The sequence below is a fragment of the Brevundimonas sp. DC300-4 genome (genome assembly GCF_049897365.1).
GTDB lineage: Bacteria > Pseudomonadota > Alphaproteobacteria > Caulobacterales > Caulobacteraceae > Brevundimonas.
Genome location: NZ_JAFCWC010000023.1, coordinates 1 through 15958, shown reverse-complemented (window position 1 = coordinate 15958; position 15958 = coordinate 1). Strand labels below are relative to the sequence as shown.

The window sequence follows — 15958 nt, the reverse complement described above, 5'->3', positions numbered from 1 at the left end:
GGATCACATCTGCCGGAAACCGGTGGCGCTTGAACGAAATCGGCTTCACGAAATATCATCTCCAATAGCGGCTTAGGCCGTGATAAGTGGAGACGTTTTAGCGTTGGACTGACAGCACCCCTGCACCGCTGCGACGTCAGTGACGTCGACCTGATGCGCCACTCCGGTCCCGCACTCCTCTGCGACCGCGCTGACATTCGCCAGGTTCCGATCGACACAGTGCACCACGGCCCCTTCTTTCGACAGACGCAACGCGATGGCGCGGCCGATGCCCGAGCCCGCGCCGGTGACGACGGCGGTCGTGTTCTGAAAACTCTTCACTGGTTTGCCTGACGCGTTGACGCGATCACGAGAAGGACATCGCGTCATCGTTCAGCTTGCCGCCGAACAGTTTGAAGCGATCGCGCAGATAGTGTTGGTAAAGCTTCCACGGGGTCCGATCCCCCTGCCGCGGCAGCTGGTCGGCGGCTCGGGCGGCATAGCCGGAGCTGATGTCCATCAACGACGTCGGCGCCATCTCGATCCCAGAGAGGGACGGCGTGCATTTCCGGTAGCCCTTACGGTCCATGTAGCGGATCAGGCGGCAGACGTAGCGGTTGACCATGTCTGCTTTCAGCGTCCAAGGCAGCGCCGTGTAGCCGACGACGAAGGCGAAGTTCGGCACCCCGCTCAGCATCATGCCCTTGTAGACGAAGGCTTCGTTGACAGGCATCGGTGTGCCGTCGACGACGGGGGTCAGGCCCGCCAGGGGAAGCAACTCCAGCCCCGTCGCGGTGACGATGATGTCCGCCTCCAGCATCTCGCCGCTGGCGAGCTCGATGCCACCCGAATTAAAGCGCGCGACCTTGTCAGTAACGATCTCGGCCTGGCCCTTGCGCAGAGCCCGGAACATGTCGCCGTCGGGCATGAAGCAGACGCGTTGTTCGAACGGATTGTAGGCGGGCTTGAAATGCGTATCGACCGGGTATTCGGCGCCGAGCATATCCACCGCATGCTGGCGCAGCGCTGCCCGAACCTTGTCGGGGTCGGTCTTGCACTTGTTGAGCAGCAGCATGGCCATGCCGATCTGCTTCCAGCGCGTCAGGGCATAGGCCCATCGCCTCGGCAGGAATCGCGACACCGATTTGTTGAAGGCGTCCTCACTCGGCAGGCTGACGACATAGCTCGGCGACCTCTGCAACATGGTCACATGGGCCGCCTTGCGCGCCAGGTTCGGCACCAGCGTCACAGCCGTCGCTCCGCTGCCGATCACGACGACGCGTTTGCCCTCGTAGTCGAGATCCTGGGGCCAGTTCTGTGGGTGGACGATGGTCCCCTTGAAATCAGCCTCGCCGGCGAACTCGGGCCGGTAGCCGTTCGAATAGCTGAAATACCCCGAGCAGCAGTGGAGGAAACGGCACTGGAATACCCGCGCTTCGCCGTCGCCGAGCCGGGCGGTGACTGTCCAGAGGCCCGCCGCGCTGTCCCATGCGATCGACACGACCCGATGATCGTATCGGATGCGTTCGAGGACGCCGTACTTCCTGGCCGCCTCGCGGATGTAGCTGAGGATTTCCTCGCCGCCCGCGATCGACTTGTTGCCCGGGAACGGCTCGAAGTCGTAGCCGAGCGTGTACATGTCGGTGTCGCAACGTATGCCCGGATATCGGAACAGGTCCCAGGTTCCTCCGAGATCCGCCCGGGCCTCTAGAAGAACCAGCGACTTGTTCGGGAATTCGCGACGGATACGGCTCGCCGCTCCGACGCCGGAAAGACCGGCACCGATGATCAGGACGTCGAGAGGTTGGGAAACAGAAGCTGAAATGATGGATCTCCCCGCCCCCGTCGGCCGGCCACGTTTCCGAGCCTGCACCTGAGACTAAAAATCTATGCCATCCTCAACTTTCTAGTTCAAGCTAGAATTTCTGCGTAGTGCTATTGTGTTGCTCGTCGGCCTTGCGCGCCGCAGGGTCGTCGTGTTTCCGGGTGACGAATGAAGACGACAGACATCGAGAACCAGCGGCCGAGCGCACGAGGGCGAAAATCCGCGAAAAAGCGCGACGAGATCATCCGGGCCGCCACGGAAGTCATCAACGACAAGACGTTCGCTCTGGCGACGATGATCGACATCGCCGCACGCCTCGATCTGCGGGACGCGACGCTCTACTATTATTTTCCGAACAAGCAGGCTCTCGCCTACGCTTGTCACATCCGGTCTCTTGAGAGGTTCGACGCCCTCCTATCCTCGGCGGACGCTGAAACGGTTTCGGGCGTCGCGAAGCTTCGCAACCTGATCCGGGGATTGATCGACGACTCGGTCCGGGACGGACCACAGCTTTACTTCGGAGACTATTCCTACCTGGAACCATTTCAGCAGGAGGAAATCGCGTCGTTCGCCAAACGGATGACGGTCACTCTGGAGCGGTTCGTTCAGGAGGGCATGAAGGACGGCTCGATCGTTAACTGCGATCCACAACTCGTAGTCCAGCTCCTACTGGGCATGCTCATATGGCTCGCCCGATGGACGTCGGACATCAATGGACTGACACCTGACAAACTGATGGACGCCATCGAGACGTTCAGTTTCCGTGGCCTTGCCCGAAGCTGAAAAGGATGGGGTCGTCGGCCAGCTGCTAGGTCGGCCAAGAGCGCTGTCAGAATCAGACCTCCCCCGCCCTGCCCGCTTTGCGCCTAGGCCCCACTCTGAGAAAACGGCACCGTCGGATGACTGGGCCCACCGTCAGGGGAGATGGGCCGACGTTGTTCTTGCGCTTCTCAGATCCCTGCGTACCACTCGTATCCGCGGTCGGGCCAATAGCCCCCGTTACCGCCCTGGATGTCTGCGAAGCTGTCGACCACCTCGATCCGGCGTATGTATTTGGCCTGTTTATAGCCCAACTGTCGCTCGACCCGCAGTCTCAGAGGCGCTCCGTGCGGAACGCCCAGAACCTCACCGTTCATGTCGTAGGCCAGCAAGGTCTGGGGGTGACGGGCATCGACCAGGTCGATGCTCTCGTAATAGCGCGGCCCCTCCTCGGTCTGGGTCAGGGCGTCGAAACAGTGGAAGACGACGTATTTCGCCTCCGGCTTCAGCCCCGCCTCGTCGAGCAGGGTCTCCAGCCGCACTCCTGTCCACTGCCCGATCGCGGTCCAGCCCTCGACACAGTCGTGTTTGGTGATCTGGGTCCGTGCGGGGCGCGCTCGCAGCTCGGCCAGCGACAGCGACAAGGGCCGTTCGACCAGGCCGTCGATCTCCAGCCGGTAGTCGGCGAACCCGGCGTCCCGCAGGGCCACATAATCCGCCGCCGCCGGGGAGATAGAGCCGTTTGGCTTGAAGTCGGGGCTGATCTCGGCGACGTCGTACTCGGGGGCCAGGGCCTCGCGTGGGATCAGCAGGCGTTGGGAACGGCGCGTCAGCGCCTCGGCGGAAACCTTAAGCCGCTCACTGAACGAAACGCCGCGTTCGCAGGCTGCGAGGGCCATGACGCCTGCGGTCGCCAGGGCCCGACCAAGCCAGGTCCGACGGTTCATCGCCGACGCGCTCATTTCGTTTCTCCATCAGCGGGAGCGGTCGGCTCGAGCACGAACCAGCCTGTGATCATCGCCCGCATGTTGTTGTAGAACCCGGTCCAGATCACCAGCCCGACGTGGATGACGATGAAGCCCACGATCAATCCTGCCGAGATGAAATGCAGCGTCCGCGCAGACTGCCGCCCGCCCATGATCTCCAGCAGGATGCCGCCGATCGCGTTGAAGCCTGGCGACATCGACAGACCCGTGATCAGCATCATGGGGAGGATCACAAGGATCATCGTCACATAGGTCAGCTTCTGGATGACGTTATAGGTCCGCGCTTCCTCATCCTTCGGGAAGTGAAACCGGGCGTGTTCCTTCACGGAGCGCCAGAAACCCTTCAGGTCCATACCGGTCGGCCAGAGCCGCCGCCCGAACCGGCGGGTGATGAAGCCGTAGGCGAGGTAGATCAGGCCGTTGATGACGAACAGCCAGGCGAAGAAGAAATGCCAGTGTCGCGCTTCGGCCAGGTTGCGGCCCTGCGGGATCATCAGCCAGTTCGGAACCGTCGGGATCGTCAGCCACGGATCGGCGAAGGTGGTCCGAATGCCCCAGTCTAGATGCGGATGGGCCATCAGGATGTTCAGCCCGCTCATGAGCAGCACGACGACGGCCACGACGTTCAGCCAGTGGCTGATCCGGACCAGCACGGGATGGCGCCAGATGTCGGTGCGTCCGCCGGGCAGGGGCCGGTCGGCAGGCTCCTGGCTTGTCGTGGCGGGGGCCTCGACCCCGACCTCATCGAACGGACGATCAGTCATACAGTTCTCCCCCGACGGCCGGCGGACGGTCTCATGAACCCGTCCGGCGCGCAAACCGCCGTTTCCGGCGGTTTCGATTCTGCGACCAGAAAAGTTACACGGTCGCCTGATCGGGCAGATTTGAAGATGATGCGCCGCCACTTCAGGCGGCAAAGGTGGCGCCGATCATCGGTCACGGCCTGTCCTCAGCCGGGGGCATCTGGTCGGGGACCAACTGGCCGCCAGCGCACCGGCGGAGAGCAGGCCCTTTGTCGCTACCGAAGGCGGCCTGGATTGAGCGGCCGCTCGATTCGGCCGTCGACCATCACGACTCGGTCATCCGCCAGGCGGTCGGCGTCACGCGGGTCGTGCGAGACCAGCAGCATGGGAAGCGCCGTCTCGTCGCGCAGGGCGGCCAGCCAGGGGATCAGTTCGTCCCGCCGGGGCCCGTCAAGACCCGCGAACGGCTCGTCCAGCAGCAGCAGACGCGGATCCGACGCAAGGGCCCGGGCGATCGCCACCCGCCGCACCTCTCCGCCTGACAGGTTGCGGGTCCATCGCCCCAGAAGCGGTTCGAGCCCCAGCAGATGCAGGATCGGAGCGATCTCGATCGGACGCCCGGCAAAGCGCCGCCCGTAGTCGATATTGTCCGCCACGGTCAGATGCGGAAACAGGCGTGCGTCCTGAAACACGTAACCGATCCTGCGCCGATGGGGAGCCGGAATCTGGCCGGATGCGGCGTCCAGAATGGTCTCGCCGTCGACCACAAACCGCCCGGTCTCGACCGGAATCAGTCCGGCGATGGCGTGCAACAGGGTAGTCTTTCCGGCCCCTGACGCGCCTTCCACCGCCACGATCCGCGCGGCGCTAGCGAATCGCGCCTCGATGCGAAAATCGCCCCGCGACGCGACGATCTCGCACCGTATGGTCAAAGCACCGCGCTCCGTCGCAACAATCGACGATTGACCCATTCCGTCGCCAGCAGGGCGGCCACACAGACGACGACCGACAGCAGCGCCAGCCGCAATGCCGTCGTCTCGCCATCCACCCGCTGTAGCGCGGCATAGATGGCGACCGGGAGGGTGCGCGTCTCGCCGGGGATGGCCCCGACGAAGGTGACCGTGGCCCCAAACTCTCCGAACGCGCGCGCGAAACCCAGCAGTCCACCCGCGATCAGCCCCGGCAGTGCCAGCGGCAGGGTGACCGTAGCCAGCACCCAGTGGGGCGGGGCCCCCAGCGTCGCCGCAGCCTGTTCCACGCCCCGGTCGATGCCCTCAATCGCCTGCCGGATGGGGCGCACCATCAGCGGCAGGGCCATGACAGCCGCCGCCAGCGCCGCCCCGGTCCAGCTGAACGACAGGCTGATCCCGAAGGTCTCCGACAGCCAGCGGCCGACCGGTCCGCGCGCCCCGAACAGCAGCAGCAGCCCCAACCCGGTGACCACCGGCGGCAACACCAGCGGCAGGTTGACCAGCGCCTCCACCATCCACCGGCCGGGAAACGTCCCCCGCGCCAGCAGCAGCGCCAGCCCCGTCGCGACCGGCAGGGTCGCGATCGTGGCCACCGCTCCGACCCTCAACGACAGCGCCAGCGCCTCGATTTCGAACGCGGTCAAAGGCCCGAACAGGTCACCCATCGGCGCCGTCCAGCGCCGCCAACCGCGCAAGGGTCGGCGCCGCCGCCGTCTCCAGCTCGGCACGAAGCGTCTCATAGGCGGCCAGCAAGATTTCGCCGTGCTCGGTGAGCCGCGATCCGCCGCCCCGGGCCCCGCCCCGCACGGTCACTAAAGCCGGTCTCCCGGTCAAACCGTTGATCGCCTCCATCAGGGTCCATGCCCGGCGATAGGACATTCCCATCCGCCGCGCGGCCTCGCTGAGCGAGCCCGAGTCGCGGACATGGGCCAGAAGCTCCGCCTTGCCGGGACCCAGCCGGCCCTCGCCGATCCGGATCTGAAACCACAGCCGCGTCGACGTCATCGTCCCGGTCCGAATCCGTGGCGGGTGAACACCACTCGCGCCGCCTCCGACCGAAGAAAAGCCATCAAGGTCCCGGCCTCTCTAGCCGCGGTTGCCGTCAGGGCGGCCGGATAGGCGATGTCGGGCTGAAGCGCCGCCACAGGCACGTTGACGACGCGCGCGGCATCGAAACCCAGCGTGTCGCTGCGATAGACGATCCCCAGGTCGACGTCGCCCCGGGCCACGAACGCGCGCACGGCCCTGACGTCCCCCGCGAGGATCAGATTGGCCGACACGGCGTCCCAGGCACCTGACCGCTGGAGCATCTCGCGGGCATAGCGCCCCGCGGGCACGCTCTCCGGATCACCTATAGCGACCCGTCCGTTCCAGGTGAAGGACGCGACCGGGCGATCGGACGGCGCGATGACGACCAGACTGTTGGTCAGCAGGGTCACCTGGCTGTCGGCCCGGATCGCCCCCTCCCGCGCCAGTCGGCCCATCCAAAGGTCATCGGCCAGAACCACAAGGTCGGCGGGCGCTCCCGCCAGCAGCTGACGCGCCAGCTCTCCGCTGCCGGCGAACACGGTCCGCAAGGCCCCCCTCCCCTCAGCCTGAAACTTCGCAGCCAGTTCGGTCACAGCGTCGGTCAGCGAGGCTGCCGCGAACAGGGTGAGCGGCGCAGGCGCCGCGGGGCGACAGCCGGAAACGAGGGCCATCGTGATGGCCAGCATGCCGCGCCGCCCGATCATCGGTCCAGAAATGACTTTGCTCCGCCGTAGGCTTCGTTATGCTGATATGAGCATGACGGTCCTGCCCGCGTCCAGCCGCGTCGCAACGCCGATGGTCGACCCGTTCGGCCGGACGATCGACTATGTCCGTGTCTCGGTCACCGATCGGTGCGACCTGCGCTGCACCTATTGCATGGCGGAGCGGCAAACTTTTCTGCCGCGCGCCGAACTGCTGAGCCTCGAGGAGCTGGACCGGCTGTGCTCGGTCTTCGTCGGCCTCGGCACCCGCAGGCTGCGTCTGACCGGCGGGGAACCTCTGGTGCGGAAGGGGTTCATCGATCTTGTCGCGCGCCTTTCGCGGCATCTGGCTTCGGGGGCGCTGGACGAGCTGACCCTGACCACGAATGGCACGCGTCTGGCCGAACACGCCGATGCTCTGGCGGGCCACGGGGTGCGCAGGATCAATGTCTCGCTGGATACCCTCGACCCTGCCTCCTATCGGCGGGTCACCCGCGGCGGGGACCTGACGCAGGTACTTGAAGGGCTGGCGGCGGCCCGCGCCGCCGGGATCGCAATCAAGATCAACACCGTCGCGCTAAGACAGGACAACTGCACCGATCTGCCGGCGATGATCGAATGGGCGCACGGTCTGGGTATGGAAATCACCCTGATCGAGACCATGCCGCTGGGCGAGATCGAGGCCGACCGGACGGGCCAGTTCTTGTCGCTGAGCGACGTGCGCCAAGACCTTGAGACTCGCTGGACCCTGACGCCGCTGGTCCGGCGTACCGGCGGACCAGCCCGTTACGCCCGCGTCGAACAGACCGGCGGGACCGTGGGATTCATCACGCCCCTGACGCAGACGTTTTGCGGCGACTGTAACCGGGTGCGGGTGACGTGCACCGGGACGCTGTTCCTTTGCCTCGGTCAGGACGACCACGCCGAACTGCGCGAAACCCTGCGCGCTCATACGGACGACGGGCCGGTGGCCGAGGCCATCCGCGCCGCTGTTGCCAGGAAGCCGAAAGCGCACGACTTCCGAATCGGTCTGGACGAGGCCCCCGCCGTGCGTCGGTCCATGTCCGTGACGGGAGGCTGAGCGTGGCGCGTGTCCTTCTGTTCGGGGCCTTGGCCGATGCCGCCGGGTGGCGCGAGCGACACATCGAAGGCGACACGATCGAGGCCCTGCGCCGTCATCTGGCCGGAGACGAGCGGCTGGCGGAGCGGCTGGCTCGCCCGGGCGTGATGACGGTGCTGAACCAGGTGGTGGTGCGCGGCGATCATCCTGTCGAAACCGACGACGAGGTGGCCTTTGCCCCTCTGGTCAGCGGGGGCTGAGCATGGTCCGACTGGAGGCCCGGCCGATTGATCCTGCAGCGTTGCTTGACGGCTTCTGCCGCGACCGTACGAACGTAGGGGCGGTAGTCAGTTTCACGGGCCTGTGTCGGGCGGCCACAGAGGGCCAGCCGGTGACGACCCTGACCCTCGACGCATGGCCCGGCTTTACGGAGGCGGTCATGACCGAACTGGAGACGGAGACCCGCGCGCGCTTCGATATCATCGACGTGCTGGCGGTCCACCGGTGGGGCGATGTCGGGGTGGGCCAGCCCATTGTCTTCGTCGCCGTGGCGGCCGCGCATCGTCGCGCCGCCTTCGAGGCGGCCGACTTTCTGATGGACCAGCTCAAAACCCGTGCGCCCCTGTGGAAGCGCGAGGACGGCCCGGACGGCCGTCGCTGGATCGAGCCTCGCCCGTCAGACCGCGCCGACGCTGCCCGATGGACCGAACTGGAGCCTGCCGAATGACCGACCCCCAGTCTTCTGACACTCTGCCCGCGCCCGGCGGCCGGCTGCTGCTCGATCAGGGCGTGACGCCGGTGCGCATCGCCGTCCTGACCATTTCGGACACCCGCGATCACGACAGCGACACCTCCGGCGCGATCCTGGCGGCACGGATCGAGGGGGCTGGCCATGTCTGCGTCGAAAGAGCCATCGTCCCCGACGCCGTGGACGCCATCCGGGCTCAGGTCAGGCGCTGGATCTCGGCAGGGACCGTCGACGCGATCCTGACCACCGGCGGCACCGGCCTGACCGGCCGCGACGTGACACCCGAGGCGCTGGAGCCGCTGTTCGACAAGCGGATCGACGGCTTCTCGGTGATCTTCCACACCGTCAGCTATCAGACCATCGGCCTGTCCACGCTGCAGTCGCGCGCGACGGCGGGTATCATCGACGGGGTCTTCGTCTTTTGCCTGCCCGGCTCCAACGGGGCCGTGCGCGACGGGTGGGACAAGGTCATCCGCTGGCAGCTCGACAGCCGCCACCGCCCCTGCAACCTGGTCGAACTGATGCCCCGGCTGCTGGAGGTCTGATGGCTGGCGATACGACAGGCCTCACCCATATCGACGCCGACGGCCGCGCCCGCATGGTCGACGTATCGGCCAAGGCCTTGACCGCCCGCGAGGCGCGGGCCGAGGGCCGGATCATCATGGAGCCCGCCACCCTGGCGCTGGCCCTGTCGGGAGCCGCAAAAAAGGGTGACGTGCGCGCGGTTGCTGAGATCGCGGGCGTCATGGGGGCCAAACGAACCGCCGACCTGATCCCCCTGTGCCATCCTTTGTCGCTGGACGCCGTCATTGTGACGGTCGAGGCCAGTCCAGACGGATCGGGCCTGTCGGTCTCGGCCACCACCCGCACGACCGGGCGCACGGGGGTCGAGATGGAGGCCCTGACGGCCGCGACGGTAGCCTTGCTCACGGTGTACGACATGCTCAAGGCCGTCGATCGCGGCATGACGATTGAGACGGTCCGGCTGGTAGCCAAGTCCGGCGGCACATCCGGCGACTGGACCCAGGCATGAGCCTTCCCACGGTTGCAGCCGCCCGGGCGGCCATGCTGGCGTCGGTCAGGGCGCTGCCTCCAGAGCAGGTGCCGCTGATCGAGGCCGACGGCCGCTGGCTGGCCGAACCGGTGACTGCGACGCGTGATCAGCCCCCCTTCGACGCCTCGGCTATGGACGGCTGGGCGGTACGGACAGCGGACCTCGGCATCGCGTCGCTGACTATTGTCGGGGAGAGCCTCGCCGGACGGGGCCGGGCCATGCCGTTGGGTCCAGGCGAGGCCGTCCGCATCTTCACCGGTGCACCGCTGCCGCCCGGCGCGGACCGTGTGGTGATCCAGGAAGAAGCGACCCGGGACGGCGACCGTCTGACGGTCCAGAGCGCGCCGGACTCACCGGTCTGGGTGCGCCCGCGCGGATCCGACTATGCTGCGGGAGCCGAGTTGCTGCAGGCGGGCCAGACGCTCAACCCCTGGCGGGTCGCGTTGGCCGCCTCAGCCGGTCGGCCCGACCTGACCTGCGCGCGCCGTCCCAGCGTGGCCATACTGGCCTGTGGCGACGAGGTGGTGGAACCCGGCAGCGCTCCCGGACCGCACCAGATCAACGACGCGGCGGGTCCGGGCGTGGCCCTTGTCGCCCGGCGCGCGGGGGCGGAGGTCCGCCGCCTGCCCCTCGTGGGAGACACGCTCGCGGGGATCGCCGAGACGCTGGCGACAACCGAAGCGGACCTGATCGTCACCATCGGCGGGGCCTCGGTCGGCGATCACGACCTGCTGAAGCCAGCCGCCCGATCAAGGGGGGCGATACTTCTGGTCGAGGGCTGCTCCATGCGCCCGGGCAAGCCGGTCTGGTTCGCCACCCTGCCGGACGGCCGGGCCATTCTGGGCCTGCCGGGCAATCCGGTGTCGGCTCTGGTCTGTGCGGAACTGTTTCTCACGCCGCTTCTGGCGGCCCTTCAGGGCGGGGCATCGGAACCGGCGTTTCAAATCCTGCCAGTCGCCGCGCCGATGCCCGCGAATGGGCCTCGGGACCACTACATGCGCGCCCGCGTCGTCCACGACCCTGAAGGCCAGCCCAAGGTCGAGGCGCTGTCCGATCAGGACTCATCGATGGTGAGGGCAATGGCCGCAGCAGACTGTCTGCTCCGGCGACCGCCGCATGCGCCTGCTTTGGCGACGGACGATCCGACACTGGTCCTGACCCTAGGCTCATGGAGGGGCTTGTCAGGTTAGCCGCGGCAAGTCGAAAGCCGCCCTGCCCTGCCGAAATCAGGCAACCGCGGCCGCCCAGATGGTCGCCGCATCTCAGATGACGCTGGATATTGAAGGTCGTGTAGGTCGCCGCGTGGGTGGTGAGCGCTCTCTGGGCTGAGGCCTTGGATTTGAACCGCTGCTGCTGCTGCCGTGCTCGTCTTCGGATCGGCAGGTGGGAGTTCTCGATCCGATTGTTCTCCCGAAGCCGACCGGGTCGATGCAGATGACTCAGATCCAACTGATCCAGAGCCGCGCCGTATGAGGCGAGGCCGTCGGTTGTGATCGTCCGCAGGTCGATCGGCTGGTTGTGAAGGAGACGCCTCAGCAGCGTCAGCGACGCCTCTGTATCCCGCCGGCGCTGGACCACGAGGTCGAGGACCTCGCCGTCGTCATCGACAGCCCCCCAAAGATACACCCGCTTGCCGCCGATGTTGCAGACCATCGCGTCCAGGCACCAGCGCGGCGAGGGAGTTGGCTGACGGCGCTTCAGCCGCCTCGCGATCTCCGGCTTACGCTGCGTTCTGTGGAGACAAATTCGCTTTAAGGTGACAGCACCGTCATGCAGGCTCCTCGATCGGCAAGGCCGCGGCTCCGACGGCTCCGAGACTACGTAGGTCGAGAAACGCCTGGAGGACAGCTTTGCGAAACCTGGGGTCGGCGGACAGCGAGGGCGGAAATACCGCCTGCAGATCCAGCAGGGCGGCGACCCTGTCACGGTCATCAGTCGCGCCGGCAAGACGGCGTGCCGTCTCGGTCGCCAGGGGGTCCTCGACAACGACGACGTCGCCCACCTCCGTGCGACCCTCCTGCCACCGCATCCAAGCCGCGATGGCCAGGGCGAGAGCGGGAATGGGCCGACCGGCCGAAAGGCGCGCCGCGGCGGTCGCAAGAAGTCGCTGCGGCAACTTCTGGGACCCATCCATGGCGATCTGATGGGTTCGATGACGCAGGGCCGCGTTCGAGAACCGCGCCATCAGCTCGGCCCGATATTTCGCGATATCGAGATCGGGTGGCGGCTCGAGCGTAGTCTCGGCCTCGTCCCATAGGCGCTCTACGAAGGCTTTCAGGATGGGCACGGCAACCGTCTGATGCACGTAGTCCAGTCCGGCGAGCGCACCGAGGTATGCGAGGGAGGAGTGCGCCCCGTTCAGCAGACGCAGCTTTGTGTCCTCCCAGGGGCCGACGGTCTCCGTCAACTGCACCCTGAACCGGGCGAAGTCTGGCCGCTCTCCGGCGAAGCGATCCTCAATGATCCATTGAGTGAAGGGCTCGGTCTTGACCATGCCGAGGTCGACGACGCCCAGTTCGACGCTCAGCTCCTCGATGTCGGCGCGTGTCGTGGCCGGTACGATCCGGTCGATCATGGTCTGGGGGAAGGCCCCCTCGGCCGCGATCCAGTCATGGAGTTCAGGATCGATCCGCCCCGCCATCTCGAGCACAGCCGAGCGGATGCGTGCGCCGTTGTGCGGAAGGTTGTCGCACGAGATCACCGTGAAGGGCGCCAAGCCCCGCCGGCGGCGCAGACGCAGCGCGGCAGTCACGAAGCCAGGCGCGGTGACGGGCGTCGACAGATCTGACAGATCGGCGGCGATGGCCGGGTCGTCCAGCTTCAGGCTTCCGGATGCCGGATCCAGGCAATAGCCCTTCTCGGTCACTGTCAGGGTGACAATGTGAACCTCGGGCGACGCCATGACCTCCACAAGCGAAGCGGGATCGTCGGCGGCGACGCGAACATCCTGAACGGCGCCGACGATCCGTAGAGACCTTTGGGTCCCGTCCTCGATCACAACGGTGTAGAGACCCTCCTGCGGCACCAGCTGATCGCGCACGTCCGGCGATCGCAGCGAGGCGCCAATCACGCCCCAACGCAGGTCGCCTGCATTCAGGGCATCGTCGAAAACGACGGCCTGATGCGCCCGGTGGAAGGCGCCGATGCCCAGATGCACTACGCCGGTCCGAACCTGGCTTCGGTCATATCCCGGAACCGCCACCTGCGCAGGCAGCGCCGCCAGCGCCCGGTAACCGAGCCGCGGCCCTCTCATAGCTTGTAGGCCGCCTTCACAAGATCATAGGTCAGCGCCCGCGCGAGGTCATGAGCCTCGTCCTCCTCGAGCCGGTGCTCGACCACCAGCCTGGCCATGAAACCGCAGTCCATCCGCCGCGCGACGTCGTGCCGGGCAGGAATGGACAGGAAGGCACGGGTGTCGTCGTTGAAGCCGACAGTGTTGTAGAAGCCGGCAGTCTCGGTGACCTGTTCGCGGAACCGACGCATGCCTTCCGGACTATCGTGGAACCACCAGCTGGGCCCGAGTTTCAGCGCCGGATAGTGACCCGCCAGGGGGGCCAACTCGCGGCTGTAGGTCGTCTCGTCCAGGGTGAAGAGGATGAGCGACAGCCGCGGGTCCGAGCCGAAGCGATCGAGCAGAGGCTTCAGCGCGCGGACGTAATCGGTACGCGTTGGAATGTCCGCCCCCTTGTCGCGGCCGAAATGCCGGAACACGGCGGCGTTGTGGTTACGGAAACTGCCGGGGTGCAGCTGCATGACGAGGCCATCGTCCACGCTCATCGCCGCCATCTCGGTCAGCATCTGGCCTCGGAACAGCTCGGCATCGCTCGCAGTCGCCGGACCGGTCGAGACCCGTTTGAACAGGGCTTCTGCCTCGACGGCGGGCAGGTCTGCAGTGAAAGCTGTCGGGTGCCCGTGATCTGTCGAGGTCGCGCCTAACGCGGCGAAGACCGCCCGCCGGTCGCGCAGCGCGTCGAGATAACCGGACCAGCTCAGGGTGTCGCGCCGGGTCAGATCGGCCAGGACTGCGAGGTTGGCATGAAAGCCCTCGTAGTCCGGATCGAGCACCGGGTCAGGCCGGAACGCGGTCAGCACCCGACCCCTCCAGCCGGAGGCACGGATCGCCTGATGGTGTTCGAGGGTATCGATCGGGCTCTCGGTCGTCGTCAGAACCTCGATATTGTGACGCTCGAACAACGCGCGCGGACGGAACAGTTCGGTCTTCAGCGCGGCGTCGATGACGTCGTAATAGTGGTCCGCCGTCTCGGTGGAGAGCCGAACCTCGATGCCGAAAACCTCGGCATAGACCCAGTCGTGCCAGATACGGGACGGGGTGCCGTGGAACAGGTGGTACCGCTCGGCGAACCGCCGCCAGATCTTGCGCGGGTCCGTCTCTATGGTGCCGCCGTCGACGCATGGCACGCCCAGATCCTCCATCGGCACGCCCTGGCTGAAGAGCATGCGAAAGACATAGTGGTCCGGGGTGATCAGCAGCTCGGCGGGGTTGGCGAAGGGCGCATCGCCGGCGAACCACGATGGATCCGTATGGCCATGCGGGCTGATGATCGGCAGGTCCCGGATTTCCGCGTGCAGCCTGCGAGCGACCGCGCGCGTATCAGCGTCCGATGGAAACAGCCGGTCGGGGTGGAGGTGAAGCGGCTTGATCACGACGGGGCCTCGCAGCAGTGACATGGCAGGCAGTATCCGCCTGCGGTCGCGGACGGGGGAAGAAGACACCGGTTACCACGACTTGCAAGAGCGCAGCGTGGTACTGACAGGTTAAGTCTGCCGAGCCGAAAACGCCTCTCTCCTTCCCGCTTCAGCCAGCCGGGGTCGCCGTCGCCCAGGCGTCGGTTGACTGCCCTCGCAGGGTACGAAGGATGGCTCGGGAGATCAGGTGGGTCGGCTGATTGAATGCGTTGTAGATAGGACTGTGGCGGGAGAGGAAACGCTGGGCTGAGCCTTGCGACTTGAACTTCTGCTGTTTGCGTTCTCGTCGTCGGATCACGAGGTGAGAGTTCTCGGCGGGATTGTTCTCCCGCATCCCGCCAGGACGGTGGCGGGCCTGGAGACCAAGCACCTTCATCGCCGCCCGGTCTGAAGCCCGCTTATCCGTGACGATGGACTCCGGATCGATCCCGGTGTTGCGGAGCAGTCGGCGCAGGAACGTCAAGGTGGCCTGCTTGTCCCGGCGCTTCTGCCCCAGAACGTCGAGCACCTCGCCTTCGTCATCCACTGCCCGCCACAGATACATCCGCCGGCCACCGATCTTCACGACGACCTCACCGAGGTGCCAGCGACCCGTTGGTGGACCGCGGCGTCGGCTCAGGTTGGCCGCGTTCAATGGTCCGAACTTGATGACCCGGCAGCGGATCGCCTCGCGACTGACCTCGATCCCGCGCTCCGAGCTGGAGCCCATCGAGGCGGTCCTCGCCATGGTTTCGTCCGGCCTCGGCGTTTCGATCATCCCGCAGGCGCGGGGCGCCATGGTCGACGCCTATCCCGTGCGCCAGATATCACTCGGCAAGAACGCCCCGACCCGACAGATCGCCTTCGCGTGCCGCGGCGCAGACTTCGACAACCGGCGGGTCTCGGCGCTCCGCGATGCCTTCAAGCTCAGCTATGAGGCCGCCTCGGCTTGAATTTGCTCAGTCAGGTCAGCGAGGCGGTCTACTCCCGCCTGACCCCCGCTCGTCGCCGGGGCGCTGTCCGCCCAGATCACCGTCGGCGCAGGTGCCCCTTCTTCGTGTCGTGGAACAACGTGAGATCCAGCCTCTGGGCGCGTCAGGGGCGCGCCAGCTGGACCTGCGGATTCTTGCCTCGTGCAAGTCGGACCTGAAGCGCGCGGTCGAGCGCGGTGAGTTCCGCGAGGATCTGTACTACCGTCTCAATGTTCTGAAGCTGCGGGTGCCGCCGCTGCGGGAGCGGCGCGAGGACGTGGCGCTTTTGTTCTCGCATTTCCTGGCGCGGGCCTCCGGCGATCGCGGGCGGACGCCTCCGCCGATGAGCACCGCCGTCCGGCGCACCCTGATTGAGCATGACTGGCCGGGCAATGTGCGGGAGCTGGCGCATTTCGCCGATCGGGTCGCTCTGGATATCGACGCAC

At 66.4% G+C, this 15958-nt stretch carries 20 protein-coding genes and 1 pseudogene; 9 read left to right on the top strand and 12 right to left on the bottom strand.

All coding sequences use genetic code 11. From position 1 onward, the window contains the following. Window positions 1-72: 72 nt before the first annotated feature. Together ACP7AZ_RS17250 and ACP7AZ_RS17245 are read right to left on the bottom strand one after the other, a co-directional pair. The gene (locus ACP7AZ_RS17250) at window positions 73-321 is read right to left on the bottom strand and encodes an SDR family NAD(P)-dependent oxidoreductase (RefSeq protein WP_426039887.1); all 249 of its coding nucleotides are present in this window, start codon (window positions 319-321) and stop codon (window positions 73-75) included. A 25-nt stretch (window positions 322-346) separates the two neighbouring features. Then, window positions 347-1852: a flavin-containing monooxygenase gene (locus ACP7AZ_RS17245; RefSeq protein WP_426039886.1), complete on the bottom strand. Its 1506-nt coding sequence runs from the start codon at window positions 1850-1852 to the stop codon at window positions 347-349. A gap of 120 nt (window positions 1853-1972) precedes the next feature. On the opposite strand from ACP7AZ_RS17245, the gene ACP7AZ_RS17240 reads away from it, so the two are divergent. Next, window positions 1973-2587 (top strand): TetR/AcrR family transcriptional regulator, encoded by a 615-nt coding sequence (locus ACP7AZ_RS17240; protein ID WP_426039885.1) that lies wholly within the window; start codon window positions 1973-1975, stop codon window positions 2585-2587. Between the two features lie 167 nt (window positions 2588-2754). On the opposite strand, the gene ACP7AZ_RS17235 is transcribed toward ACP7AZ_RS17240, so the two are convergent. From ACP7AZ_RS17235 to modA, 6 genes are all read right to left on the bottom strand, one after another. Next, the gene (locus tag ACP7AZ_RS17235) at window positions 2755-3525 is read right to left on the bottom strand and encodes a molybdopterin-binding protein (protein WP_426039884.1); all 771 of its coding nucleotides are present in this window, start codon (window positions 3523-3525) and stop codon (window positions 2755-2757) included. Further along, window positions 3522-4313, bottom strand: a complete 792-nt coding sequence (locus ACP7AZ_RS17230) for a cytochrome b/b6 domain-containing protein (RefSeq protein WP_426039883.1) — start codon at window positions 4311-4313, stop codon at window positions 3522-3524. Before ACP7AZ_RS17230 ends, ACP7AZ_RS17235 begins: the two co-directional genes overlap by 4 nt. 254 nt (window positions 4314-4567) lie before the next feature. Then, window positions 4568-5224, bottom strand: coding sequence for an ATP-binding cassette domain-containing protein (locus tag ACP7AZ_RS17225; protein ID WP_426039882.1), 657 nt, complete (start codon window positions 5222-5224; stop codon window positions 4568-4570). Further along, complete coding sequence (gene modB, locus ACP7AZ_RS17220; protein ID WP_426039881.1) at window positions 5221-5928, bottom strand: molybdate ABC transporter permease subunit; 708 nt, start codon at window positions 5926-5928, stop codon at window positions 5221-5223. The genes ACP7AZ_RS17225 and modB overlap by 4 nt, the downstream gene beginning before the upstream one ends. Next, on the bottom strand, window positions 5921-6268 hold the full coding sequence (locus ACP7AZ_RS17215) for a winged helix-turn-helix domain-containing protein (RefSeq protein WP_426039880.1): 348 nt from the start codon (window positions 6266-6268) through the stop codon (window positions 5921-5923). The genes modB and ACP7AZ_RS17215 overlap by 8 nt, the downstream gene beginning before the upstream one ends. Further along, complete coding sequence (gene modA, locus ACP7AZ_RS17210; protein WP_426039879.1) at window positions 6265-6978, bottom strand: molybdate ABC transporter substrate-binding protein; 714 nt, start codon at window positions 6976-6978, stop codon at window positions 6265-6267. Before modA ends, ACP7AZ_RS17215 begins: the two co-directional genes overlap by 4 nt. 70 nt (window positions 6979-7048) lie before the next feature. On the opposite strand from modA, the gene moaA reads away from it, so the two are divergent. From moaA to glp, 6 genes are read left to right on the top strand one after another with little or no spacing between them, the layout of a single operon-like run. Then, window positions 7049-8074 (top strand): GTP 3',8-cyclase MoaA, encoded by a 1026-nt coding sequence (gene moaA, locus ACP7AZ_RS17205; protein WP_426039878.1) that lies wholly within the window; start codon window positions 7049-7051, stop codon window positions 8072-8074. A 2-nt stretch (window positions 8075-8076) separates the two neighbouring features. Next, window positions 8077-8313 (top strand): MoaD/ThiS family protein, encoded by a 237-nt coding sequence (locus ACP7AZ_RS17200; RefSeq protein WP_426039877.1) that lies wholly within the window; start codon window positions 8077-8079, stop codon window positions 8311-8313. A 2-nt stretch (window positions 8314-8315) separates the two neighbouring features. Then, a complete protein-coding gene (locus tag ACP7AZ_RS17195; protein WP_426039876.1) occupies window positions 8316-8780 on the top strand; it encodes a molybdenum cofactor biosynthesis protein MoaE in 465 nt (154 codons plus the stop codon). Beyond that, a complete protein-coding gene (gene moaB / locus ACP7AZ_RS17190; protein ID WP_426039875.1) occupies window positions 8777-9346 on the top strand; it encodes a molybdenum cofactor biosynthesis protein B in 570 nt (189 codons plus the stop codon). Before ACP7AZ_RS17195 ends, moaB begins: the two co-directional genes overlap by 4 nt. Continuing rightward, window positions 9346-9834 carry a cyclic pyranopterin monophosphate synthase MoaC gene (gene moaC, locus ACP7AZ_RS17185; RefSeq protein WP_426039874.1) on the top strand — a complete coding sequence of 163 codons (489 nt, stop codon included), beginning with the start codon at window positions 9346-9348 and terminating at the stop codon, window positions 9832-9834. The genes moaB and moaC overlap by 1 nt, the downstream gene beginning before the upstream one ends. Then, window positions 9831-11045 carry a gephyrin-like molybdotransferase Glp gene (gene glp, locus ACP7AZ_RS17180; protein ID WP_426039873.1) on the top strand — a complete coding sequence of 405 codons (1215 nt, stop codon included), beginning with the start codon at window positions 9831-9833 and terminating at the stop codon, window positions 11043-11045. Before moaC ends, glp begins: the two co-directional genes overlap by 4 nt. Before the next feature lie 73 nt (window positions 11046-11118). Here glp and ACP7AZ_RS17175 read toward each other — a convergent pair. The 4 genes and pseudogenes from ACP7AZ_RS17175 to ACP7AZ_RS17160 form a co-directional block, all read right to left on the bottom strand. After that, a pseudogene (locus ACP7AZ_RS17175) lies at window positions 11119-11574 on the bottom strand (IS6 family transposase); the annotation flags it as partial. Window positions 11575-11623: 49 nt separating this feature from the next. Further along, on the bottom strand, window positions 11624-13012 hold the full coding sequence (locus ACP7AZ_RS17170; protein ID WP_426039872.1) for a mannitol dehydrogenase family protein: 1389 nt from the start codon (window positions 13010-13012) through the stop codon (window positions 11624-11626). Window positions 13013-13104: 92 nt separating this feature from the next. Beyond that, window positions 13105-14520 (bottom strand): glucuronate isomerase, encoded by a 1416-nt coding sequence (uxaC, locus tag ACP7AZ_RS17165; RefSeq protein WP_426039888.1) that lies wholly within the window; start codon window positions 14518-14520, stop codon window positions 13105-13107. A gap of 151 nt (window positions 14521-14671) precedes the next feature. Beyond that, window positions 14672-15196: an IS6 family transposase gene (locus ACP7AZ_RS17160; RefSeq protein ID WP_426039871.1), complete on the bottom strand. Its 525-nt coding sequence runs from the start codon at window positions 15194-15196 to the stop codon at window positions 14672-14674. Window positions 15197-15209: 13 nt separating this feature from the next. Here ACP7AZ_RS17160 and ACP7AZ_RS17155 point away from each other — a divergent pair, with 13 nt between their 5' ends. Continuing rightward, a complete protein-coding gene (locus ACP7AZ_RS17155) occupies window positions 15210-15494 on the top strand; it encodes a hypothetical protein (protein ID WP_426039870.1) in 285 nt (94 codons plus the stop codon). A gap of 91 nt (window positions 15495-15585) precedes the next feature. Further along, window positions 15586-15958: sigma 54-interacting transcriptional regulator (locus ACP7AZ_RS17150; RefSeq protein WP_426039869.1), on the top strand; the 373-nt coding region annotated here is incomplete at its 3' end.